At 40.9% G+C, this 22,452-nt stretch carries 20 protein-coding genes; 10 read left to right on the top strand and 10 right to left on the bottom strand.

What is annotated here, in order from left to right; all coding sequences use genetic code 11:
• Window positions 1-138 precede the first annotated feature (138 nt).
• The gene (gene metK / locus O0V13_RS00405) at window positions 139-1,392 is read left to right on the top strand and encodes a methionine adenosyltransferase (RefSeq protein ID WP_268033013.1); all 1,254 of its coding nucleotides are present in this window, start codon (window positions 139-141) and stop codon (window positions 1,390-1,392) included.
• Window positions 1,393-1,575: 183 nt separating this feature from the next.
• On the top strand, window positions 1,576-3,750 hold the full coding sequence (locus tag O0V13_RS00400; RefSeq protein ID WP_268033012.1) for a bifunctional alpha,alpha-trehalose-phosphate synthase (UDP-forming)/trehalose-phosphatase: 2,175 nt from the start codon (window positions 1,576-1,578) through the stop codon (window positions 3,748-3,750).
• A gap of 429 nt (window positions 3,751-4,179) precedes the next feature.
• On the opposite strand, the gene O0V13_RS00395 is transcribed toward O0V13_RS00400, so the two are convergent.
• The 9 genes from O0V13_RS00395 to O0V13_RS00355 form a co-directional block, all read right to left on the bottom strand.
• Entirely contained in the window at window positions 4,180-5,034 is an 855-nt protein-coding gene (locus O0V13_RS00395) for an N-acetylmuramoyl-L-alanine amidase (protein ID WP_268033011.1), read from the bottom strand.
• A gap of 73 nt (window positions 5,035-5,107) precedes the next feature.
• On the bottom strand, window positions 5,108-6,889 hold the full coding sequence (locus tag O0V13_RS00390; RefSeq protein WP_268033010.1) for a glycoside hydrolase family 15 protein: 1,782 nt from the start codon (window positions 6,887-6,889) through the stop codon (window positions 5,108-5,110).
• A 112-nt stretch (window positions 6,890-7,001) separates the two neighbouring features.
• Window positions 7,002-8,081, bottom strand: coding sequence for a hypothetical protein (locus O0V13_RS00385; protein ID WP_268033009.1), 1,080 nt, complete (start codon window positions 8,079-8,081; stop codon window positions 7,002-7,004).
• Window positions 8,082-8,222: 141 nt separating this feature from the next.
• Window positions 8,223-8,438 carry a hypothetical protein gene (locus O0V13_RS00380; protein WP_268033008.1) on the bottom strand — a complete coding sequence of 72 codons (216 nt, stop codon included), beginning with the start codon at window positions 8,436-8,438 and terminating at the stop codon, window positions 8,223-8,225.
• Between the two features lie 317 nt (window positions 8,439-8,755).
• Complete coding sequence (locus O0V13_RS00375; RefSeq protein ID WP_268033007.1) at window positions 8,756-10,288, bottom strand: FG-GAP repeat domain-containing protein; 1,533 nt, start codon at window positions 10,286-10,288, stop codon at window positions 8,756-8,758.
• Between the two features lie 131 nt (window positions 10,289-10,419).
• Window positions 10,420-10,986 carry a nicotinate (nicotinamide) nucleotide adenylyltransferase gene (nadD, locus tag O0V13_RS00370; protein WP_268033006.1) on the bottom strand — a complete coding sequence of 189 codons (567 nt, stop codon included), beginning with the start codon at window positions 10,984-10,986 and terminating at the stop codon, window positions 10,420-10,422.
• 4 nt (window positions 10,987-10,990) lie between these two features.
• The gene (gmk, locus tag O0V13_RS00365) at window positions 10,991-11,563 is read right to left on the bottom strand and encodes a guanylate kinase (RefSeq protein ID WP_268033005.1); all 573 of its coding nucleotides are present in this window, start codon (window positions 11,561-11,563) and stop codon (window positions 10,991-10,993) included.
• A 5-nt stretch (window positions 11,564-11,568) separates the two neighbouring features.
• Entirely contained in the window at window positions 11,569-11,841 is a 273-nt protein-coding gene (locus tag O0V13_RS00360; RefSeq protein ID WP_268033004.1) for an anti-sigma factor, read from the bottom strand.
• 13 nt (window positions 11,842-11,854) lie between these two features.
• Window positions 11,855-12,448, bottom strand: a complete 594-nt coding sequence (locus O0V13_RS00355) for a sigma-70 family RNA polymerase sigma factor (RefSeq protein WP_268033003.1) — start codon at window positions 12,446-12,448, stop codon at window positions 11,855-11,857.
• Between the two features lie 116 nt (window positions 12,449-12,564).
• Between O0V13_RS00355 and O0V13_RS00350 the strand changes: the two genes are divergently transcribed.
• The 8 genes from O0V13_RS00350 to O0V13_RS00315 all read left to right on the top strand — a co-directional run bounded on the left by O0V13_RS00350 (window position 12,565) and on the right by O0V13_RS00315 (window position 22,169).
• Window positions 12,565-13,401 carry a lysophospholipid acyltransferase family protein gene (locus O0V13_RS00350; RefSeq protein ID WP_268033002.1) on the top strand — a complete coding sequence of 279 codons (837 nt, stop codon included), beginning with the start codon at window positions 12,565-12,567 and terminating at the stop codon, window positions 13,399-13,401.
• Between the two features lie 137 nt (window positions 13,402-13,538).
• Window positions 13,539-15,800 (top strand): ATP-dependent helicase, encoded by a 2,262-nt coding sequence (locus tag O0V13_RS00345; protein ID WP_268033001.1) that lies wholly within the window; start codon window positions 13,539-13,541, stop codon window positions 15,798-15,800.
• Window positions 15,801-15,867: 67 nt separating this feature from the next.
• Window positions 15,868-16,530: a DUF4290 domain-containing protein gene (locus O0V13_RS00340; RefSeq protein ID WP_268033000.1), complete on the top strand. Its 663-nt coding sequence runs from the start codon at window positions 15,868-15,870 to the stop codon at window positions 16,528-16,530.
• The gene (gene murA / locus O0V13_RS00335) at window positions 16,530-17,834 is read left to right on the top strand and encodes a UDP-N-acetylglucosamine 1-carboxyvinyltransferase (RefSeq protein WP_268032999.1); all 1,305 of its coding nucleotides are present in this window, start codon (window positions 16,530-16,532) and stop codon (window positions 17,832-17,834) included. Before O0V13_RS00340 ends, murA begins: the two co-directional genes overlap by 1 nt.
• Before the next feature lie 19 nt (window positions 17,835-17,853).
• Entirely contained in the window at window positions 17,854-18,858 is a 1,005-nt protein-coding gene (locus tag O0V13_RS00330; RefSeq protein ID WP_268032998.1) for a glycosyltransferase family 61 protein, read from the top strand.
• Window positions 18,859-18,961: 103 nt separating this feature from the next.
• Entirely contained in the window at window positions 18,962-20,680 is a 1,719-nt protein-coding gene (locus O0V13_RS00325; RefSeq protein ID WP_268032997.1) for an IlvD/Edd family dehydratase, read from the top strand.
• Window positions 20,681-20,692: 12 nt separating this feature from the next.
• Entirely contained in the window at window positions 20,693-21,454 is a 762-nt protein-coding gene (locus O0V13_RS00320) for an SDR family NAD(P)-dependent oxidoreductase (protein ID WP_268032996.1), read from the top strand.
• 73 nt (window positions 21,455-21,527) lie between these two features.
• Window positions 21,528-22,169 carry a hypothetical protein gene (locus O0V13_RS00315; protein WP_268032995.1) on the top strand — a complete coding sequence of 214 codons (642 nt, stop codon included), beginning with the start codon at window positions 21,528-21,530 and terminating at the stop codon, window positions 22,167-22,169.
• 41 nt (window positions 22,170-22,210) lie between these two features.
• Here the strand turns inward: O0V13_RS00315 and O0V13_RS00310 are convergent, their stop codons facing one another.
• A complete protein-coding gene (locus O0V13_RS00310; protein ID WP_268032994.1) occupies window positions 22,211-22,441 on the bottom strand; it encodes an acyl carrier protein in 231 nt (76 codons plus the stop codon).
• Window positions 22,442-22,452: the final 11 nt, after the last annotated feature.

Below are 22,452 nucleotides of genomic sequence, written 5' to 3'. Positions count from 1 at the left end.
TGATAAGGAAATTCATGAGAAAGCCGTTCTTCCGAAAATAACAATTGTGTGCCAGTAACGTTACTAGTTAAGTTTTTTATTTGAACCTTAACCGCTATTTTTGGGCTTTCTTAGAGAATCGTATTAGAACGTAAGTTTATGGCATATCTATTTACCTCAGAGTCAGTTTCTGAGGGTCATCCTGACAAAATTGCTGACCAAATTTCAGATGCATTGATTGATAACTTTTTGGCATTTGATCCCAATTCTAAAGTAGCCTGTGAAACATTGGTAACCACTGGACAAGTAGTATTGGCGGGTGAAGTGAAATCAGAGATTTACTTGGACGTACAAAAAATCGCTCGTGATGTGATCAACAGAATTGGTTATACCAAGTCAGATTACATGTTCGAAGGACATTCTTGTGGTGTTTTGTCTGCTATTCATGAGCAGTCTGCAGATATCAATCAAGGTGTTGATAGAACTACTCCCGAGGAGCAAGGTGCCGGTGATCAGGGAATGATGTTTGGTTACGCGACCAACGAAACTGAAAACTACATGCCTCTAGCTTTGGATCTATCTCACATGCTATTGAAAGAGCTTGCTGAATTGAGAAGAGAGTGCAAAGAGATCACTTACCTTCGTCCTGATTCCAAGGCTCAGGTTACCATCGAGTATTCTGATGATAATGTTCCTCAGAGGATTGAAGCGATTGTAGTTTCTACTCAGCATGATGATTTCGATGAGGAGGAAGCAATGCTTGCTAAAATCAAATCTGATATTATTTCGATTTTGATTCCAAGAGTGAAGGCGAAGTTGAAGCCTGAATTGCAAAAGCTATTCACTTCAGACATTAAATATCATATCAACCCTACCGGGAAATTTGTGATCGGTGGTCCTCACGGAGACACTGGTTTGACAGGTAGAAAAATCATCGTTGATACCTACGGTGGAAAAGGAGCTCACGGTGGTGGAGCATTCTCTGGTAAAGATCCATCTAAAGTAGATAGATCTGCAGCCTATGCAACTCGCCACATTGCCAAAAACTTGGTTGCTGCTGGAGTAGCTGATGAGGTTTTGGTTCAGGTGTCTTATGCAATTGGTGTTGCAGCTCCAATGGGGATTTATGTAAATACCTATGGTACTTCTAAAGTTGGGATGACAGATGGGGAAATCGCGAAGAAAATCGAAGAGCTTTTCGATATGAGACCTTATGCGATTGAGCAAAGATTGAAGTTAAGAAATCCTATCTATGAAGAGGCAGCTGCTTATGGACATATGGGTAGAACAAATGAGGTGGTTACCAAAACTTTTGTATCTCCATATAGAGATGAGATTACTCTTGAGGTTGAGTTGTTTACATGGGAAAAACTCGACTATGTTGATAAAATCAAAGCAGCTTTCGGACTGTAATTTGATTTAGTATAAATGGTAGAAAAGCCTCGGGGAAAACCGGGGCTTTTTGCGTTAAGGGACTGTGATCAATTAATTATTTAAGGCTTTTTTCCTCCCGATTCCCCCTAGTTTTGCCTATATTTAAGCTTATCGCCGTTTTGAGGGAACCTTCCCTAATTACCTTTTTATATCATAACCACCATGGCAAAAACCATTATCGTATCCAACCGACTACCTATTTCTTTGCGTCATCGAAACGGGCGTTTCGAATTCAAGCCTTCTGCAGGAGGCTTAGCAACAGGCTTAGGGTCTATTTATAAAACAGGAGAAAATATTTGGATTGGATGGCCAGGAAATACAGTTGATGATCCTGAGCAAAGAGCAGAAATTATTTTAGAGCTTCATGAATTAAAAATGGCTCCCGTTTTCTTGTCCAAAGAAGATGTAGAGCAATTTTATGAGGGCTTTAGTAATGAATGTCTATGGCCGGCATTTCATTACTTTACGCAATTCATGATTTATAATCCCGAGCATTGGGAGGCTTATGTGCGTGTAAATCAAAAATTTTGTGATGCCATCCTGAAAAGAGCTGATCCCGATGACACCATCTGGGTCCATGATTACCAATTGCTATTACTTCCTCAGATGTTGAGAGAAGTGCTGCCTAATGCAACGATTGCCTTTTTTCAACATATTCCTTTTCCATCTTATGAGATCTTGCGAATGATACCATGGAGAAAGCAATTGCTAGAAGGAGTTTGTGGAGCAGATTTGATAGGTTTTCATACCTATGATGATATGAGACACTTTTTGAGTGCTGTCAACCGAATCACTGGGCTCTCTAATGAAAGTGGCTACTTGCAGGCTGAAAATCGTATTATTAATGTGGATTCCTTCCCAATGGGGATTGATTACGACAAGTTTGCCAAGCAGGCGAAGAGCAGAAAAACTCAAAATATTGTCAAAGAATTTAGACAACAAGTAAGTGATCAAAAACTGATTATCACTATTGACCGTCTGGATTATTCGAAAGGGATTCCGCAGCGACTTCAGGCCTTCAATCAGCTTCTCAAAGATCATAAAGAGCTTCATGGCAAGGTGTCCATGATTATGATCGTGGTGCCAAGCAGAGACAAAGTCCAGTCTTATAAAGAGTTGAAAGAGGAGATTGATTTATTAGTAGGTCGGATGAATTCAGACTACTCAACATTAAACTGGGTTCCTGTTCATTATTTCTATAGAAGCTTTCCCTTTGAGGAGTTGAGTGCTTTTTATAGCATGTCAGACATTGCCTTGGTGACACCTCTTCGTGACGGAATGAATCTGGTTTGTAAGGAATTCGTGGCCAGTAAAACGGATCAAACTGGCGTGCTGATTCTTTCTGAAATGGCTGGTGCTTCCAAAGAACTTCAGGATGCTGTATTGGTGAATCCAAACGATCAGCAAGGAGTGGTTGATGCGATTTATGAAGCACTTCAAATGAAGCCTGCAGAGCAAAAAGCTAGAATCTCCTCCATGCAGGAAAGCTTGAAAAAGTATGATATTTTCCAATGGGTGAAGGTCTTTATGGACCGAATTGAGCACGTCAAGGAGAAACAAGCTGAATTAACCTCCAAAGATGTTGATAGTAAGGTGGTTTCGGAAATACAAAAGAGTTTCAAGGCCGCCAAAAAACCAATTCTATTTTTGGATTATGATGGAACCTTGACCGGGTTTACTGCCAATCCTCAAGATGCCAAACCGGATGCTGAGTTGAAGGCTATTGTCAAGGGACTGAGTGAAAAAGCCGAAGTGGTAATTATTTCCGGTCGGGATAAGGATACCCTCGGTACCTGGTTTAAAGGTCAAAAAATTGATATGATTGCTGAGCATGGTGTTTGGGTGAAGAAAAAGGATAACCAAGGTGATTGGGAGCTTTATGCCGAGGTGGATGACAGCTGGAAAGATGATATACGCCAGGTTATGGAATATTATGTTTTAAGGACTCCGGGAGCCTTTATTGAAGAAAAGCACCACTCCTTGGTTTGGCACTATAGAAAAGTGGAAAGTGGACTTGGAGACCTTCGTATGCGGGAATTGTTTAGCCACTTGAAATATATGGCAAGAGGTCACAATCTTCAGGTTTTGGAAGGAAATATGGTTTTGGAGATCAAAAGACCAGACATCAACAAAGGTCGAGCTGCTACCGCTTTGATGAAAGGGAATGAATATGATTTTATCTTGGCAATCGGAGATGACTGGACAGATGAAGATACGTTCAAAGCCATGCCTAAAAACGCTTATTCTATCCGCGTGGGCTATGCTTATACACAAGCTAATTACAATATCAAATCATTTAGACAGGTTAGAAACTTGCTTGGTAAATTGATTCAGTAAGAATAGAAATAGGCTACGGAAAATACCTAGAAATACAGCTTGGTTGAAATAAATGGTTTGAAAAGTTATGCCTTCAGTAGATAAATTGAAGATATGCCTAGGGCGAGATGAGGGATAAGGTCTATGCCTCTTAGTGGGAGGTTTATTGGATTAGAATCTGTGGAAATCTGTGAATTTCTCTATGTAGATCAGTGGGAAACAGTTTGAAATACGCTACGCGAAATACAGAGGAAATATAGCTTTGCTGAAATACATTATTCATGAAGATAGGCTTCGCCAGTTAGATTGAAGAAATGCCTTCGGCGAAATAAGCGACAAACTTTTTGCCTCTCTGCGAGAGAGTTCGACTAGTGTGATTTGTGTCAATCTGCGCCGTTGCGTCTCCGGGAGAAAAAATCACCTTTGCGTCTTTGAGGGAGATATTCCTTCCTACCTGTACTTCAGATACAAATCGTACAAAATCAATTGATCCAATTCAGTCAATTCAGGCTTTTCAATATCCCTTTTAGTGAAGTGAATTTTGAAAGATTGAATGGCTGCTTTGGGGTCGGTGACATCGTATCCGATGATTCTCAAGGCATCTATAGGATTGAAGTTTTCTGGCAATTCACCAACAAATCCAGGTTGCATGATTGCCTCGTCAAACCAAAATCCGTAGCCTTCATCGGCCAATATTTTCCACGGAAAATAAGGACTTGGGTCGACCTTTCTACCTGGTGCCAAATCCGCGTGTCCAATGAAGTTGGCAGTAGGGATATTGTACTTTCCTTTTAGTATTTTCAAAAGCTTCAACAAGCTTTCAATTTGCATTTCGCTGAAATATTCCGAACCGTTATTATCCAATTCAATTCCAATAGAGGAAGAGTTGAGATCTGTGTCATTTCCCCATCTTCCCCTTCCTGCATGCCAAGAACGGAGGTAATCATTCAGCATCTGAACTACCTCGCCATCACGACTGATCACATAATGAGAACTCACAGAAGTTCTTTTGACAGTAAAGGTTTTGATAGTTTGATCCAGAGACTCTTGTGCCGTATGATGAATTACCACAAAATTGGGCTTTCGAATGCTAAAATTGGTCGTGCCAATCCATTGATCATTGATCACCAAACTGTCATTGGGGCTTTGTGCTTTGGTAGCAGGTTCTGCCAATAGAATCGCTGTAGTCTCCTTAACTTGAGCCTTATGAGCTTTATTATTTTGGAAATAGAAATCCCTTGAACAGGACATCAAGCCAAGCAAAACAAGTGACAGGACCAATGAAGTAACTTTTGATTTTAGCATCGTTATTTTTTCTAAAAACGAATCTAAATCAATCTCATTGGAGTGACTACTTGATTTATAGGAGTGGATTGAATTAAAGGAAGCTAGGCCTGTCTAGTTTTTTACCGATTCGGAATGCCGCGTTCATCAAACCTACGTGAGAGTATGCCTGAGGGAAATTTCCCCATTGGCTACCTGTAGATTGATCTACATCTTCAGAAAACAGGTTAAGATGATTACAATACTTGGTCAGAGTTTCAAATCCTTCGATCGCTTCTTCCAATCTATTGACACAGGCAAGTGCTTCGATATACCAGAATGCGCAAATCAGGAATGTGGTTTCCGGAACCCCGAAATCATCCATGTGTTTGTATCGGTAGAAAAGAAAGTCTTTTGCCAATAAATCTTCTTCCAATGCTTTCAAATGGTTATTTGCCCGCTCCAGATCATCACCAAAATAGCCCATGGTGATCAATTGCAAGGTGGAAGCATCCATGTGCTTGGACTCAATTGCCTGGGCATAGGCTTTTCTATCTGGTAGATAGCACTCCTCAATTTTTCGGGAAGCCTCATCTCTCAATAGAATTGCTTTTTGGTACATGGCCTCGTTTTTCAGACGGATACCGATTTTGGCAGCCGCGCAAGCCCCCGCCCAATGGAAAAGGTAGGTGTAACAATGTCTTTGGGCCAAATTTCTGAATTCCCAAAGCCCCGCATCTTTCTCATCCATCGTTGCCTCAATCTTGTCCAGGAGGTTCATGATCAAGGGTTCTGAATGACTTCTTTCGGATTCAGTAAAACGCTGATCAGAATATAGAGGTAAAAGCGAAACCAAAACCTGTCCATACAAATCATTTTGGATGTGGGTATAAGCTTGATTTCCGAATCGAACTGGTGTATTACCTAAATAGCCGGCGAGATCTGTCACTTCCTCAGTCAAAAGCCAATCTCCGGTAATAGAATACAAAGGCTGATATCTTCCTCCTGGACCGGTCGGTAGGTTTTGAATAAAGTCAAAGTATTTTTCCAGTTCCTCGAAGTGTCCCAGACTGTTGAAACAGGTCAGGGTGTAATAGGTGTCCCGGATCCAGCAATAGCGATAATCCCAGTTTCTTGTAGAACCGGGAGATTCCGGCAAAGAAGTGGTCGAAGCGGCGATAATGGCCCCGGTATCTTCAAATTGGTGGATTTTTAGAATCAATGCAGAACGCAGGACCAGGCGCTGATGAAAATTGAAAATGCTGGTCGATTTAACCCATCCTTGCCAATAGTCGCGAGTGGATTGCAGAAAGCGCTCAGAAGTACTTTCAATCGGTGCTTCCAATGGCCTGCCATAGGTAAAAACCAAATATACCGGACGCTGCAAAGCAAAAGCTTTCCCGTCACAGATATAGCTCAAAGGAGCGGTGGAGGTCAATCTTATCTCCTGATCAATTCCCATGTAACGGATATGGTTACTTCCCAGACTTGGTGTCAACTGGATATTTCCTCTTTCGGTAACGGGCTGACATTCTATTTTGATTCTTGGCGATCCATGGATGGGTTCAATTTTTCTTATGAGCATCAATGGCTTGTAATACCGATCGTAATTTTTGAATCGAGGAGCAAAATCGGTGACTTTGTAACTTGAGTCTTCGGTTGATACGATGGTCTCAAGGATATTGGTATTCTCCACATAAGTTTGCACAGAGGTGAATTCGCCTGATTCTGGCAAGATGGTAAACTTACCGCCTTTTTCCCGATCCAGCATTCCCCCAAAAATGAAGTCCGAATCAAACCTTGGCATACAAAGCCATGAAATATTGGTGTCTTTTTCGATATGGGCGATATAAGCACAGTTGCCAATCAGGCCTGAGTCATAAGTGTGTTTGCTCATTTGGGATTAAGCTATGGTTGGAAAAATTGGTGGCTATCGGGTCAGCTACAAGAAACTAAAAAAGGGGAAAGGATGCAAAATTCCGCTCCTATTCCTAGGTTCATATGCAGTCTTAGTAATCAAATCGGACGAGATTGGGTTCCCGATCTACTGTCACGGCGTAGATGGCTCGGTTTTTTTCATCTATCTCAATTCCGTAAATAGGATAATCCAATTGAAAGTGATTAAGGATATTTCCTTCGTAGTCGAACTCAAAGACCCTATTTAGGTTGTCTGAATAACCTAATTCACGATAGGGTTTACCAAAAAATAACACAAAAAATGACCTTGTGCCTGGATATACGTCTAAGTATCTTTCAGTAGAATTTCTACCAAAATCAGGCATTTGGAATTCGTCCCAATGCCCGATTCTAAAATCTTGAATTTCTTGAGCTGGGCCATAAATAGTTTTTATTGACTGGTTATCTAAATCAATAATATCAATATAATCTATACTAATTCCCGCTTTGATTGCTGTTTTTCTTTCAATGGATGTTTTCATAACCCCTTGAAAAATATTGCTCACAAAATTTGCATCCAGTTCATCCGGCTTGATGCCTCTGGGTAGTTTTCGGTCTTGAATCATATCTTTCCAGCTGCCAAAAAGAGCTATCGTATCCCCCTCTAAAGTTAAATGCAGGTACTTTGTCCAGCCATCCACAGTATTTCCCAAAATACTTTTAGGTCCTGTCCAGGTAGCACTAGTTAGAAAGTAGCTTGTTTCTGGTGATTTGACTTGCTCTTCCGCTAGTAAAGAGGAATTAGACAAATCAAATTTTGAAAAAATCCGCATTTCTGGATCATAGGCCCAAACCATATTTTCCTCACCAACATCTTCAATTTGGGTAATAACAGTGACTTCTCCTGGCCCCATACCATCCTTTCCTTTAGAATGAAGGTATCTGCCAGATTTCAGATCTATCACGTGAAATTTTTTGTTATCCACGTTCTTTCGTTCAAAAACCACAGCATATTGATCCTTGAGCATCAGTCCTCTGGGATTGAGGATTTCTGGGATATCGTATTTTACTCCATTTAGTTGAATGGGTGCCGGAAGGTCTTCTTCAGTAAAATAAATTTCATTTTCAGTTTTTTTGGAATCAGTGCATGAAAAAAATACCAAGACGGAAATGAAGAATAAAATTGCTTTCATGTGTTTATAATTTGATTTCAACGGTCACATGGAATCTCGCTGTGTCGAAAATCAACCCAGTGTGTGACTTTTGAGTCATGCTCGATTTCATATATGATTTTAAAAAAAAGTGCGGGAGATTATTTCTCCCGCTGTTTTAAATTAAGAACAAGTAGCTACACAGCTAGTCCAAGATGATGCGGCAATATTACCTGCATAAGGATGTTGGCAACTTCTAGAAGATGCGCAACATACACCTCCCCAAGAAGTTGTTGTCGTACCATCCGGGCAAGGCTCCTCATCCTCCTGAGCATTTGCAGAAATTCCGGTTAACATTAATGACCCAATAAAGGCCATTCCAAACAGTAATTTTTTCATAATTTTTAAAATTTAGGCTCTTCGTGATGACACGAAGAATAGCTTAGAATAAAAAAGTCTTTGGCCAAAAACAGCTTCTGTTTAGAAGTTGGTTTCAAACTAAAAATCATGATATCTAAAAACCTCTGAAATTTTACGAAAGGTGTTTTTTTTTTTTCTAGGTGGAGGGATTCCGGGACCTTTTGTCATCGGGATAGTTTTTTGTTATGAGTCACTTTTTTGACTCTTTTGGGAAATAAAAAAGGGGAAAGGATGCAAAATTCCTCTCCTTTAAAGGGATACCGAATATGTTTTAATACATTTTTTGCCTGAAAAACTTAATTATTATTCAGCATCTTCTCCAAGATCAGCACGCTTGGAACCTCTTTAATCCCTTGGATCAGTAGTTTGCTGAATTCCCTGAAATTGTGATTGTAGGCTCCCAAAACGATGTCCAAATCTCCATCGCCGTCTAGATCTCCCCAGTCCATCGTCAGCCATTTGGCCAAAGAAGCCTCAGGAATGTATCTCGGTTGGAAAGTCATATTTCCCTGATTCTCGAACAATAAAAATTGATGGTTAGGGTTTTCCAAATCATCATAAAAAGCAATGCTAGCGATATCCAGATCCCCATCTTGATCAAAGTCCAAAGCCATGGCCTTGGCGGCCCCATATTGAGGATAAAACCAAGATTCTTCAAATTGCTCATTTCCTTTATTCTCAAAAATCCGAAAGCCATGATAGGGTTTGTTGATAGAGGAATAATCCCAATTGTCTCCATTGGTATACAGGATGTCCAGCAATCCATCTTGGTTGAAATCATGCATTTCAAAGTAACTGGAGCCCATTAGGGGAGAGAACCTCAGCAAAATCTGTTCAGGAGAAAAATACCCATTTCCCTGATTGTAAAAAACAGAAATTCGCTCATTTCCCTGTGCGAAAAGGGCAATGATATCCAGTTCCCCATCTTGATTCAAATCCAAGACTTCCAGCTTTCTGGCTCCAGCTCCTCCAAGAGTTAAAGGTTCGGATTGGAAATTACCATCCTTGTAAATGGAAATATTCCCAACATGATGCCCGTAATTACACAGGAGAAAATCGGGCTTTCCGTCCCCTTCCAAATCTTTCCAAGTGCCATAAACTGGTCTGGAAAGATCATCCAAAATTTGAGTCCAAGTCCCGGAATTCAGATCCATTTCATACAAGGCTCCCTGTGAGAGATCACTGGGGGTGATAGAACCGATTGTTAGAAAATTAAAAACTCCAGGTGATTTTGGAATAAACTGGACTACCGGGCTATTGATAGCAGGCAACGTAAATAGTTCGTCAGTGATGGTTTTAGCATACAATTGATTGGCATTGGCGTCTGAAATCAACAGCTCTGCCCTTGACTCATTGATCGCCACCATACTGGTCATGGGGCTATGGATTCCTTCGATAAATAGGTTTTTAGCTTCAAAGCCTTCTAAAGGAATGGGAGTGGCCTTTGGTTTCTGGGACGCAAGAATTTCTGGAGCTTCTAGATAGTAATAGTTCGAGATTTTTTGAAAATCATCAGCGCCTATGATTGCCTCATTGGGATAGACATTGAAATTTTTAAGAATTTGAATTTCCTCAGGGCTTCGTTCTTCCCAAATGGCCAAACTATCCTGAACTTCTTGAAAACCCATATAGGCAGCCATCTGAGGTAGAACATGAGTCCTCCAGATTTTTTTGGGTAATAGCTCCGGAGAGGGAAATCCATGACATGCTCCGCAATAAGTTTCTGCCAGCATTTTTCCTTGAGTCACCTCATCCTTTTGGGCAAAGGCTTTTACTGGGCCGAAAATCACCCAAAAACCAAGAAAAGTAATAAAATGGCGGAAAGACATTTAACCTGATGAATTCAAAATTGAAAAGGCAAATGTCTTGAATTTTTGATGCTTTTCAGTATTAGATATTAGTAAATAATAGTTGAGTCTGGAAAAATACATTTCACTATTCATTCAAACATTTTCACTTCTCACAAATACAACTTCCTGTCGCGGATATACTCTTCCACCTTCTCGGGAAGCAGGTATTTGACGGATTGGTCGTTTTGGATGGATTCTCTGATAAAAGTCGCTGAAATATCCAGCAAGGGAGCGTCGACCTCCTGAAAAGCCGGATGATCAAACGTTAATTTCTCTCCCGGTCTCGGGTAGACATAGATCTGATAATGCTCCAAAATCTGTTCATAATTCTTCCACTTTTTGAATTGATTCAGATTGTCAGAGCCTAAAAAAATACTGAATTGATGATTTGGGTATTGTTCGCTTAAGTAAGTTAGGGTATCGATAGTATAGCTGGGACGTGGCATGTGGAATTCCACGTCGCTGGCACGAAAATGAAAATTGTCTCCAATCGCCAACTCGACCATTTTGAGACGGTCAAATTCATGGATGAGGGATTTTCGTTTTTTTAATGGGTTTTGAGGACTGACCACAAACCAGACTTCATCCAGTTCGGATCGATCATAGATTGTATTGGCGATGATCAAATGACCAATATGGATCGGGTTGAAGCTACCAAAAAACAGTCCGACCTTCACTTTATTAAGAAGCTAGAAATTCAGAGACTAATTTTTCTGCTTCGGCTGAAGAAACTGCAAAATCATCGTTGACGATGGTTACATCAAATTGAGGCTCAAATTTCATTTCGAACTCAGCTTTGAAAACCCGTCTAGAAAGCGATTCCTCTGATTCTGTTCCTCGGTCGTTGAGACGAGTCTTCAAAACTTCTATCGAAGGGACTTTTACAAAAATGGCCAAAGCCTGATCGCCAAAGTATTTTTTCAGAGCCAATCCTCCTTTGACATCGACATCAAAGATGACTGCTTTGCCAGAATCCCAGATTCGTTGGATTTCTTCCTTCAATGTGCCGTAAAAATTCCCAGCATAGACTTCCTCCCATTCGATGAAGTCATCATTGTCAATATGCTTTTTAAATTGTTCTTGGCTTAAAAAATAATAGTCTTTGCCATGGACTTCATGTCTACCTCTCCGGTCTCTAGTACATGCTGAGATAGAAAAACCCAAGTTGGGAACATGCTGAATCAAATGCTTTACCAATGAAGTCTTTCCTGACCCTGAAGGGGCCGAAAAAATAATAGCTTTACCTTGAGTCATGGGGATTATTTGACGTCGTGTAGTTTTTCGCGAATGGATTGAGCAAGTTCTTTGGGTACTTCTTGTTTGGTGCATTTGTTTTTCAGTACCTCTCGGATCGCTTGTTCTAGGTGGAAATGTTCGAAACAAGGCTGACATTTAGCCAGTTTTTCTTTGAGGACTTCCTTGCCAGGGTCTCCCATTTCTCCATCTAGAATGCTCTCCAATAACTCAAAGCATTTGCTGGTGTCATCACACCTTAGTTTTCTTGAACCGGATGTTTCTTCGTTCATTTCCATGCTTTTTGAATAATTATTCCTCCTCTTCGGTGTCATAGCCCATATGCTGGGCATAACCTTTCAATTTTTCTTTCAATAAGTTTCTCGCCCTGTGGAGCCTGGATCTGACAGTTCCTATCGGAATGTCCAAAATCTTGGCCATCTCCTCATAGGTGAACCCTTCCAAGTCACACAAAATGATTACAGTTCGGAAATCTACAGCCAGACTATTGAGCGCGTTGGAGATTTCATCTCCCAACATATCCTTGACAGATTCTGCTCTTAAGTCTGTGGTTCCTTGAAAGTCAACATCATCTGAGTTGTAATAAGTTTCAACTTCTTGATAATCTACCTTCGCAGGCTGTTTGCTTTTCTTCCGATATTCGTTGATAAAGCTGTTTTTCAGGATGCGAAACAGCCACGCCTTAGCATTGGTTCCCTGTTCAAATGAATTGATGAACCTATATGCTTTTAGATAAGTGTCTTGTACAAGGTCTTTGGCATCGTCCTCATCAAATGTGAGTCGGTAGGCAAAGTTGTACATTGAGTCTATGTGCGGCATAAACTCTCCATCAAAAATGGAGTTTTTCTCTACCTGAGAATATTTTCTGCGCTGTACTTCCGACATAATTTCAAAAGTAATGATCTGCTTAATTTATAACTAGGAATCGGGAACTTTTCCCTCCTTTTCCTTTATTTTGTTGCTACGAAAGGCTCTGATAGCCTCAATCCCAATGATTTTCTATGTTTTTCTTTAGGTTGCTTTCTAGACTTCCACTGTGGGTATTATACCTGTTTACAGATTTCCTTTACCTAATTGCCAGATATGTAATTCGGTATCGAAAAAAGGTAATCGATGAGAATCTATTCTATGCTTTTCCGGAGCTTTCTGATGGAGAGCGAAAAAAGGTCCGAAATCGCTTTTACAGGAATTTTACTGACACATTTGCCGAAACCATCAAAATGCTGACAATTTCGGAAAAGGAACTTCGTCAGAGATTTCAGGTTATCAACCAAGAATCCATAGATCAGGAGATTCAAAATGGAAGAAGCGCCTTGATGATGGCAGGTCATGTTTTCAATTGGGAAATGGCCATATTGGGGGTGGCATTAAATACCAATGTGACAGCCGAGACAGTTTATCTCAAATTGAATAATCCATTCTTTGAGAAATTGTTACTGAGTATAAGAACTCATTTTGGAGGACTCATGACAGAAAAGAAAGAGTTTCGCAGAAGTATGATCACCATGAGATCAGAGCCGAGGATAGTACATTTGGCTGCTGATCAAAGGCCTCCGAAAAAGGAAAAAAGATACTTGCGCGAGTTTATGAATAGGCCGGCCTACTTTTTTGAAGGAGGTGAATTTCTTGCCAAGCGGATGCAATTGCCCGTTTTCTTTGGTTTTATGACAAAAATCAAAAGAGGACATTATAGGTTTGAATTTACCAAAATGGCCGAGCCTCCTTATGATCAGGATGCACCGAATAGTATCATAGATCGGTTTTGTGAAAAATTGGAATCAAACATCAAAGCTCAACCGGACCTCTACCTATGGAGTCATAAGCGTTGGAAAGTCTGATACCTTCAAATGAAAACCTGAAGTTTCTTCATTCCTGACAGTTTATGACAGAAATGAATAGCTGACACTGAAAAAAATGAAAATGATTTGGTATTGTATTCTGGATACTTGATACTAAAGTCTTGATACTTTGAATAATGACATATTTAGAAGAACTCAATCCACCTCAACGTGAGGCAGTAGAGCATACAGATGGACCAGTGATGATTATTGCGGGTGCCGGATCAGGGAAAACACGTGTGTTGACCTATAGAATCGCGCACTTGATATATGCCAAAGGGGTTGATCCATTTCAGATTTTGTCGCTGACTTTTACCAATAAGGCTGCAGCTGAAATGAAGCATCGTATCGAGACTTTGGTGGGATTGGACGCTCGAAATACCTGGATGGGTACTTTCCACTCTGTTTTTGCAAAAATCCTCCGTGTAGAGTCCGAGAAAATCGGATACCCTTCTAATTTCACGATTTACGATACAGACGATTCCAAATCCCTGATCCGGACTATTGTCAAGGAAATGCATTTGGATGACAAGGTCTACAAGGCAGGAACGGTTCTGTCCAGGATCTCAGGAGCAAAAAATAGATTGATTTCTTGGCAAGCCTATTTGAATGACCCTTTTGTCAAAGCTGACGATGAAGCGGCGATGAAGCCAAAAATGGGAGAAATCTATCAGAAATACCAAGAGCGCTTATTCAAGTCAGGTGCGATGGATTTTGATGATCTCCTTTTCAATACCAATGTGCTTTTTAGAGATCATATTGATGTTCTCAATAAGTATCAGCAGCGATTCAAATATGTAATGGTAGATGAGTTTCAGGATACCAACCTGTCTCAGTATTTGATCACCAAAAAGCTCGCTGCAGTCCATCAGAATATCTGTGTGGTAGGTGATGATGCCCAAAGTATTTATGCTTTCCGAGGAGCAGATATCCAGAATATCCTCAATTTCGAAAAGGATTACCCGGATCTGATGGTGGTGAAATTGGAGCAGAATTACCGCTCTACCAAAACCATTGTAGATGCCGCCAATTCCATAATCGATAAGAACCAAGCTCAGTTGAAAAAGACAGTTTGGACTTCCAATCCTGATGGAGATTTGATTGAGTTGGTGAAAGCAACCTCAGATAATGAAGAAGGTAGGATTGTAGCCAATACAATTTTTGAAGAAAAGAATCTCAAAAAGCTTCAAAACAGCGATTTTGCCATTCTTTATCGAACCAACTCTCAATCCAGAGCGATAGAAGAAGCCCTACGTAAAATGAACATTACCTACAAGATTGTGGGAGGTCTTTCATTTTACCAAAGGAAGGAAATCAAGGATTTGATGGCCTACATGCGCTTTACTGTCAATCCTGTCGATGAGGAGGCATTTAAGAGAATCATTAATTATCCGAAAAGAGGTATTGGAAACACTTCCGTTGAGAAGATATTGGTCGGAGCCTATGATCATGATGTTCCTCTGTGGGAAGTTGTTCAAAATGCGCACAGCTTTTTGCCTGGCAGGGCGGGGAGCTCAGTAGATGATTTTGCCACTATGATCAAAGCCTTCCAGATCGAGGTGGAGAGAAAAGATGCATTTGAAGCTGCAAACTCCATTGCCAAGCAAAGCGGTTTGCTGAGGGAGCTTTATGAAGATAAAACGATCGAAGGGCTCAACCGCTACGAAAACGTCCAGGAATTGCTCAATGCGATCAAAGAATATGTAGACAATGAGGAGAATGAAGATAAAAGCTTGGGTGCTTTTCTTCAGGAGATTGCCTTGCTCACAGACAATGATCGAGATAAAGACACGACTGATTCAGTGACTTTGATGACGATCCACTCTTCTAAAGGCTTAGAGTTTAATCAAGTTTTCGTTGTAGGGATGGAAGAAGACCTGTTCCCTTCCCAGATGATGATGCAGAGCAGGGAAGATTTAGAGGAGGAAAGACGATTATTTTACGTGGCAACGACGCGAGCCATGGAAAAGTTATACTTAACCTATGCATTGACTCGTTATCGATTCGGTAGATTGTTGAATTGTGAGCCGAGCCGCTTTTTGGAGGAAGTCAATCCCAATTGTATCAAAGTAAGTAAGAAAAAATCCGCTACCCGTGAAATGCCGGGAGCCTTGAGAAAAGAAGGATTGCCGGGATCATCAGGATTTGTCGGAATAAAAAAGAAACCGGAAACCCGTGTGGCACCGACTTTGAAGGTGCATACTCCAAGTCCGGATTTCAAACCAAGTAATACCAACAATCTTCAAGCTGAGCAATTGGTAGAGCATCCGAAGTTTGGATATGGAAAGGTGCAAAAAATTGAAGTTGAGGGACTTAATAAAAAAGCGACGATTCAATTTGAGCATTTTGGCGAGAAAACTTTATTACTTAGCTTTGCGAAGCTCAGAATTATAGACTAATCACCTGCCTCCCTGCCTTTTGGTGATTTTTTTGTTACCTTTTATCAGGCAAAAAATGGGAGGGATAATGGAGCAATTAAACAGGAAAAACACAAACATTTTGAAAGAATACGGAAAGAATATTCAAGGCCTAGTCGAATACGTCTGTGGCATTGAAGACCGTGCCAAAAGAACGGCAAGTGCTCAGACGGTCATTGATATTATCAAGCAGTTGAATCCAGCTCTTAAGCAGGAAAATGATCAGAAACTTTGGGATGATTTGTATATCATGTCAGATTTCAAATTGGATGTGGATGGCCCTTTTCCTATGCCTGAGAAGGATTTATTGGGTAAAAAGCCACTACCTGTTGGATATCCAAGAGGCGAGGTTCGTTTCAAACACTATGGAAGAAACATCGAGAAGCTGATCGAAAAAGCGATTGAAATCGAAAATGATGAAGAGCAGGAAGCTGCGATAATCTACATCGGTCAGCTGATGAGAAGTTTTCACTCCACTTGGAATCGCGACAATTTCGATGATGCGATTATCTTGGATGACATCAAAACTCTCTCCAAAGGCAAGCTTCACATCGATTTGGAAAAAGTAAAAGAAAACGGCCTGTTTGAATCCAATACACGAAGAGATTTCAAAGTTCCTTCTGCGACGGAACATTCTTCAAATGGAAGGAACAAAAGAGGAAACAACAATAACAGGCGCAGAAACGGCGGACATAAAAAACGTAGAAATTAATGGCATCATTTCGAGTAAGAGGAGGAAATCAACTCAAGGGCGAAATCATTCCTCAAGGTGCAAAAAATGAAGCCCTTCAGATTCTTTGCGCAGTATTACTTACCTCTGAAAAGGTAACAATCCATAAAATCCCTAACATTCGTGATGTCAATAAGCTTATTGAGCTATTGGGCGATATGGGTGTCAAAGTCACCAAATTGGGTCCTGAGTCTTATAGTTTTCAGGCTGATGAAGTCAATTTGGACTATTTGGAAACAGAAGACTTTTTGGTCAAAGCCTCCTCACTTAGAGGGTCAGTTATGATTTTGGGGCCACTTTTGGCAAGATTTGGGACAGGAAAACTTTCCAAGCCAGGTGGTGATAAAATCGGCCGTAGAAGAATGGATACCCACTTTTTTGGATTCCAAAAACTCGGAGCAAAATTCCGCTATGATGCCGAAAATGAGATTTTCCATATTGATGGAAAAAATTTAAAAGGCACCTACATGCTTTTGGATGAGGCTTCTGTCACAGGTACAGCCAATATCGTGATGGCAGCTGTCATGGCAGAAGGCAAGACTACCATTTACAATGCGGCTTGTGAACCTTACCTTCAGCAGCTTTGTGATATGCTCAACCGAATGGGCGCAAAAATCACCGGAGTTGGTTCCAACTTGTTGAATATCGAAGGAGTTGAAAAGCTTGGCGGAACTGAGCATAAAATGCTTCCTGATATGATCGAAATTGGGTCATTCATCGGCTTGGCTGCGATGACTCAGTCGGAAATCACCATCAAAGACTGTCAAATCCACCGTTTGGGGATTATTCCAGAGACATTCAAAAGAATGGGGATCCAATTGGAATTCCGTGGGGATGATATTTTCATTCCAGCCCAAAAACATTACGAAATCGAAACCTTTATTGACGGTTCGATTTTAACTGTGGCAGATCAAATCTGGCCAGGATTTACTCCAGATTTGCTTTCTATCGTTTTGGTGACCGCTACGCAGGCTAAGGGAACTGTTTTGGTACATCAAAAGATGTTTGAATCAAGGTTATTCTTCGTTGATAAACTGATCGATATGGGAGCGCAGATTATTCTTTGCGACCCTCATAGAGCGACAGTGATTGGCCTGGATAGAAAATATCCACTGAAAGGAATCAGAATGACTTCACCAGATATTCGTGCCGGTGTGGCACTTTTGATTGCAGCTCTTTCAGCAAATGGAACTTCGATCATCGACAATATCGAGCAGATCGACAGAGGGTATCAAAATATTGATCAAAGACTAAATGCCCTTGGTGCAGATATAGAACGTTTGTAAAAACATTTAATTTTTTAAGATGAGTCCAGAAGAATTTGTGGAAGAAGTTCGGGTAGAAAGGAAGTTTCCGGAGAATATGCCTCAGGAAGACAAAGCTCTTTTCCAAGGTTCATTAAAGGCTCAGTTTACCAAGTTACCAGAATGGGTCCTGGAGGATGTTTTTATTCTTCAGGACACTGTTTTTTCTCCCAAAGAGTTGAAGTTTTTTGCAGAACATACCCATGTTAAAGGTTTGGGAGCTATGCCTTTGGGGAAAAGAATTCTGAATTGTGCAGTCAAAAAATGGAGAACATTGGACCATGGAATCTGGATCAAAGATGAATGGAGTGCCAATTACTTTCATTGGATGACCGACTGCTTGCCAAGAATCTGGACCGGCTTGGAGAAAGGCGTTTCTGATCAGGTGATTTTGCACCAGTCTTATCAGATGCTTCCTTTTGTACAACAAAGTTTGAAATTGATCGGAGTGAAGCCAGTTTTTTATTCTTCCAATGAAAATTTGAGGGTCAAAAAAATGGTTTTGACGTCTCGCACGGCTGTTTTTCCACATTTTAATATTCCTTGGACTTTAAAAACTAGGGACAAACTGGCTAGGTTAAATGGAAAAGCTCCTTCAAAAAAGGTATATGTCAGTAGAAATCAGGCTCCAAAAAGAAAAGTTCTCAACGAACTGGAGGTAGAATTACTCTTGAGGAAAAGAGGCTTTGAAATTGTTTATGCCGAAAATCTAAGCGTCAAAAAACAGATTGAGTTAATGGCTCAAACCAAATTGTTTGTCTCTCTTCATGGAGCTGCCTTAAGCAATATGCTTTTTATGCATCCAGGCCAATCAGTGGTGGAGTTTCGAAATTATGGTGATGATATAAACCAATGCTATTTCAATTTAGCCAATGCGCTTGGACTGAAATACTATTATACTCTGAACGAGGGGACTGAGAAAAACACTATGTTGGCGGACTTTACTGTCGACTTGAAAGCACTGGAATCGGTTTTGGATTCCATAGAAGCCAAGGACTCAGAATAAGCTGATTCTTATTTGTCTAGCGAGCGGTCGACCTTATAGAAAATAAGGTCTGATTCTGTCTATTTTTTTATATCTTCTGGAAATTTTCTCAACCAATAAACCCATGTCAAAGAAAAAACTCAGAAGTCAGGAATGGTACGGTCGTACCGGAAAAGACGGCTTTATTTATAGGTCCTGGATGAAAAATCAGGGACTTCCCCATCATCTTTTTGAAGGAGAAAAACCAGTGATTGGAATCTGCAATACCTGGTCTGAATTCACTCCCTGCAATGCACATTTCAAAGAACTTGCCGAATCCTTGAAACAAGGGATTTGGGAAGCAGGAGGGTTTCCACTGGAGTTTCCAGTGATGTCCTTAGGCGAATGTTCCATCAAGCCGACGGCTATGCTTTTTAGAAATCTGGCATCCATGGATGTGGAGGAAAGCATTCGTGCCAACCCGATGGATGGTGTGGTTCTGATGTGCGGTTGTGATAAAACTACTCCTTCTCTAGTAATGGGCGCAGCCTCGGTGGATTTACCAACGATGGTGATTTCTGGCGGGCCTATGCTTGTTGGTAGATTCAAGGGAAGAAAGATCGGAACATCGGATATCTGGAGACTGGCGGAGGATTTCAAAATGGGAAGGATTTCTCAGGAAGAAATGATTGAAGCGGAAGCGGCCATGTCTCGTTCTCGTGGAAGCTGCGCTCCTATGGGAACCGCTTCTACGATGGCAGCTATGGTGGAATCATTGGGACTTTCATTGCCTGACAATGCAACTATCCCAGCAGCGGATTCCCGAAGAAAGGTTTTGGCTCATATGACCGGTATCCGCATTGTGGAAATGGTGAAGGAGGACATGAAGATGAGCAAAATTCTGACCCGAAAGGCTTTCGAAAATTCCATTATGGTCAATGCAGCCTTGGGAGGTTCCACCAATTTTATTTTGCATTTGACTGCGATTGCTAAAAGGATTGGAGTGGAAATAGATTTGACGGACTTTGATCATTTTTCTGCCAAAATCCCATTGATAGCGAATGTTCAGCCATCGGGAGACTATTGGGTAGAGGATTTGTTCTATGCTGGGGGACTCCCTGCCGTTATGCGAGAGATCGAATCAGCACTTCATAGAGATGAGATTACAGCCAATGGAAAGACGATTGGTGAAAATATTTCCAAAGCTGAGTGCTACGATAGGGAGCTGATCGGTACAATGGAAAAGCCGATCAAACCTGATTCAGGAATTGCGGTACTGAAAGGCAATCTTTGCCCGAATGGAGCAGTAATCAAACCCTCTGCAGCGACTCCAAGTCTTTTAACACATACTGGAAAAGCGGTGGTTTTTGAAACCATTGATGACTTCAAAGCCAAAGTGGACGATCCCAATTTGGATGTGGATGAAAACTCGGTTTTGGTTCTCAAAAATGTTGGCCCGAAAGGTTATCCGGGTATGCCTGAAGTAGGAAATATGACCTTGCCCAAGAAGATTTTGGAAAAAGGAATCAAAGATATGGTTCGAATTTCAGATGGAAGAATGAGTGGGACGGGTTTTGGGACAGTTGTCTTGCATGTATCTCCGGAGTCTGCCATCGGAGGTCCTTTGGCCTTGGTTCAGGATGGAGATATGATTGAGTTGAATGTGCCGAACAGAACTTTGAATTTATTGATCTCTGACGAGGAATTTGAAAAGAGAAAAGCGGCATTCAAACCATTGGAATTGCCTTACGACAGAGGTTATGTCAATTTATTTTTGGATCGGGTGAATCAAGCTCATGATGGGGTTGATTTTGATTTCCTTCAGGGAAGTTCTGGATCCGAAGTGAAAAGGGATTCTCACTAAAAAAATCAGAAAATGAAAACTCCAAAAGTAGCAATTGTAACAGGTGCCGGACAGGGAATTGGGTTGGAGATAGCGAGAAAACTTCTTTCTCAGAGCTCTCATGTGATCTTGAATGATGTTGAAATAGGCTTGACTGAAAATGCAGTAGCCAATTTGAGTAGAGAAGGAAAAGGGAAGGTTCTGGGATATTCAGGAGATTCTGCAAGCCAGGAAGTCGTCCAAGGGATGATTGACTTAGCAACCCATGAATTTGGGACTTTGGATCAAGTGGTGGCAAATGCAGGTATTACGCTTTTTGGGAGTTTCTTGGATTACTCCGCTGAGGATTTTCAGGAAGTGATGCGAGTAAACCTTTTGGGGACATTCTTGTTGACACAAGGAGCTGCTCGAGTGATGAAAAATCAACAGAATGGAGGAGCTATAGTCTTGACTTCTTCGGTAACTGGTCATCAGAGTCATGAAAACCTGGCTGCTTATGGAATGAGTAAGGCTGCCATAGAAATGCTGGCAAAGAATCTGGTTTTGGAATTAGGACCATTTGGTATTCGAGTCAATACAGTTGCTCCGGGAGCTACATTGACCGAAAGGACTACCTCGGACCCAGATTATGCGCGAACTTGGTCTAATTTAACTCCATTAGGACGTCCGGCCAGTACGGTGGATATTGCTGAAGCGGCAGCTTTTCTGCTTTCTGATGCGGCTAGACACATAACCGGTCAGACATTGATTGTAGATGGCGGCTGGACTTCTGTGAGTCCTTCCCCCTATGTTTAATTGATTTTCAAAGTAAATTGAATCCTTGAAAAACTATTGCTAGATTGAATAAACTTAACGAAATCAATACTTTATGAAGAAATTATTATTGATTGCCTTACCTGTTACACTACTTTTTTCCTGTCAGCAAAAAGAGACTTTGCCTGATACATTTCCAATGAAAGTTGCCAAAGCCTATGGTTTTGAAAATTTGGATCAGGTAAACTCAATTTCTTACTCATGGAATGTTCAGCGAGATTCCGTGAATGTTTTTACCCGAAACTGGACTTGGAATATTAAGGAAAATACAGTGGATTATGTAGGTCAGGATACCTCTTATTCCTATAGCCTGGCGGCAGAGACCATGCCTCCGGCAGACCAAGGATTCATCAATGACAAATACTGGGCAATGATGCCATTTCAATTGGCTTGGGATACAGGATATACTTTCGAAACTACAGAAAATGTATCTTCTCCTATCAAAGGTTTAAATACCACCAAACTGACGATCGTTTATGGCTCAGGCGATGGATATACTCCTGGAGATGCCTATGATTTGTATGTTGATGAGGACTATAAATTAAGAGAGTGGGTCTTTAGAAGAGGAAATGGAGCAGAAGGAAGACCGACGACTTGGGAAAATGAACAAAAGGTTGGTCCGTTGACTTTCATTACGGAGCATAGGAATGCAGAAGGGAATCGAACCCTTTGGATTTCGGATATAGAAGTGAAATAAAAATCAAAAAAGAGCCCCAAATTTTCGGGGCTCTTTTCCAATCAACTTATCAACAACTCTATCACTTGTGCAGGAGCTTGTATTCCTGCGACTTTTTCATCTTCCAGTTCTTTGCTGAGTTCATACTCTAGGTCAAAAATCAACCCGTTTACAAAGATTTTATCCATTTTGAGATCGCCTTCGAATGAGGCGAATTTTCGCTTTCCAGTAAGGTCAATTCCATATTGATGGAAGACTTTGGAGATTTTGCGGAGGTTGGAATAGTTTTTCATAAGAATATATG

This window comes from Algoriphagus sp. PAP.12, assembly GCF_026652115.1.
Lineage (GTDB): Bacteria > Bacteroidota > Bacteroidia > Cytophagales > Cyclobacteriaceae > Algoriphagus.
The sequence above is the reverse complement of the archived record's forward strand: the minus strand, read 5'-3'. Positions and strand labels throughout refer to the sequence as shown.

Coding starts and splice junctions, on each gene's coding strand:
- O0V13_RS00395 (WP_268033011.1), bottom strand. CDS start 5,034: ATGCTAAAATCAAAAGTTACTTCATTGGTCCTGTCACTTGTTTTGCTT.
- gmk (WP_268033005.1), bottom strand. CDS start 11,563: ATGACTCAAGGTAAAGCTATTATTTTTTCGGCCCCTTCAGGGTCAGGA.
- murA (WP_268032999.1), top strand. CDS start 16,530: ATGGCATCATTTCGAGTAAGAGGAGGAAATCAACTCAAGGGCGAAATC.
- O0V13_RS00355 (WP_268033003.1), bottom strand. CDS start 12,448: ATGTCGGAAGTACAGCGCAGAAAATATTCTCAGGTAGAGAAAAACTCC.
- O0V13_RS00380 (WP_268033008.1), bottom strand. CDS start 8,438: ATGAAAAAATTACTGTTTGGAATGGCCTTTATTGGGTCATTAATGTTA.
- metK (WP_268033013.1), top strand. CDS start 139: ATGGCATATCTATTTACCTCAGAGTCAGTTTCTGAGGGTCATCCTGAC.
- O0V13_RS00330 (WP_268032998.1), top strand. CDS start 17,854: ATGAGTCCAGAAGAATTTGTGGAAGAAGTTCGGGTAGAAAGGAAGTTT.
- O0V13_RS00400 (WP_268033012.1), top strand. CDS start 1,576: ATGGCAAAAACCATTATCGTATCCAACCGACTACCTATTTCTTTGCGT.
- O0V13_RS00345 (WP_268033001.1), top strand. CDS start 13,539: ATGACATATTTAGAAGAACTCAATCCACCTCAACGTGAGGCAGTAGAG.
- O0V13_RS00325 (WP_268032997.1), top strand. CDS start 18,962: ATGTCAAAGAAAAAACTCAGAAGTCAGGAATGGTACGGTCGTACCGGA.
- O0V13_RS00390 (WP_268033010.1), bottom strand. CDS start 6,889: ATGAGCAAACACACTTATGACTCAGGCCTGATTGGCAACTGTGCTTAT.
- O0V13_RS00340 (WP_268033000.1), top strand. CDS start 15,868: ATGGAGCAATTAAACAGGAAAAACACAAACATTTTGAAAGAATACGGA.
- O0V13_RS00385 (WP_268033009.1), bottom strand. CDS start 8,081: ATGAAAGCAATTTTATTCTTCATTTCCGTCTTGGTATTTTTTTCATGC.
- O0V13_RS00360 (WP_268033004.1), bottom strand. CDS start 11,841: ATGGAAATGAACGAAGAAACATCCGGTTCAAGAAAACTAAGGTGTGAT.
- O0V13_RS00315 (WP_268032995.1), top strand. CDS start 21,528: ATGAAGAAATTATTATTGATTGCCTTACCTGTTACACTACTTTTTTCC.
- O0V13_RS00310 (WP_268032994.1), bottom strand. CDS start 22,441: ATGAAAAACTATTCCAACCTCCGCAAAATCTCCAAAGTCTTCCATCAA.
- O0V13_RS00350 (WP_268033002.1), top strand. CDS start 12,565: ATGTTTTTCTTTAGGTTGCTTTCTAGACTTCCACTGTGGGTATTATAC.
- O0V13_RS00320 (WP_268032996.1), top strand. CDS start 20,693: ATGAAAACTCCAAAAGTAGCAATTGTAACAGGTGCCGGACAGGGAATT.
- O0V13_RS00375 (WP_268033007.1), bottom strand. CDS start 10,288: ATGTCTTTCCGCCATTTTATTACTTTTCTTGGTTTTTGGGTGATTTTC.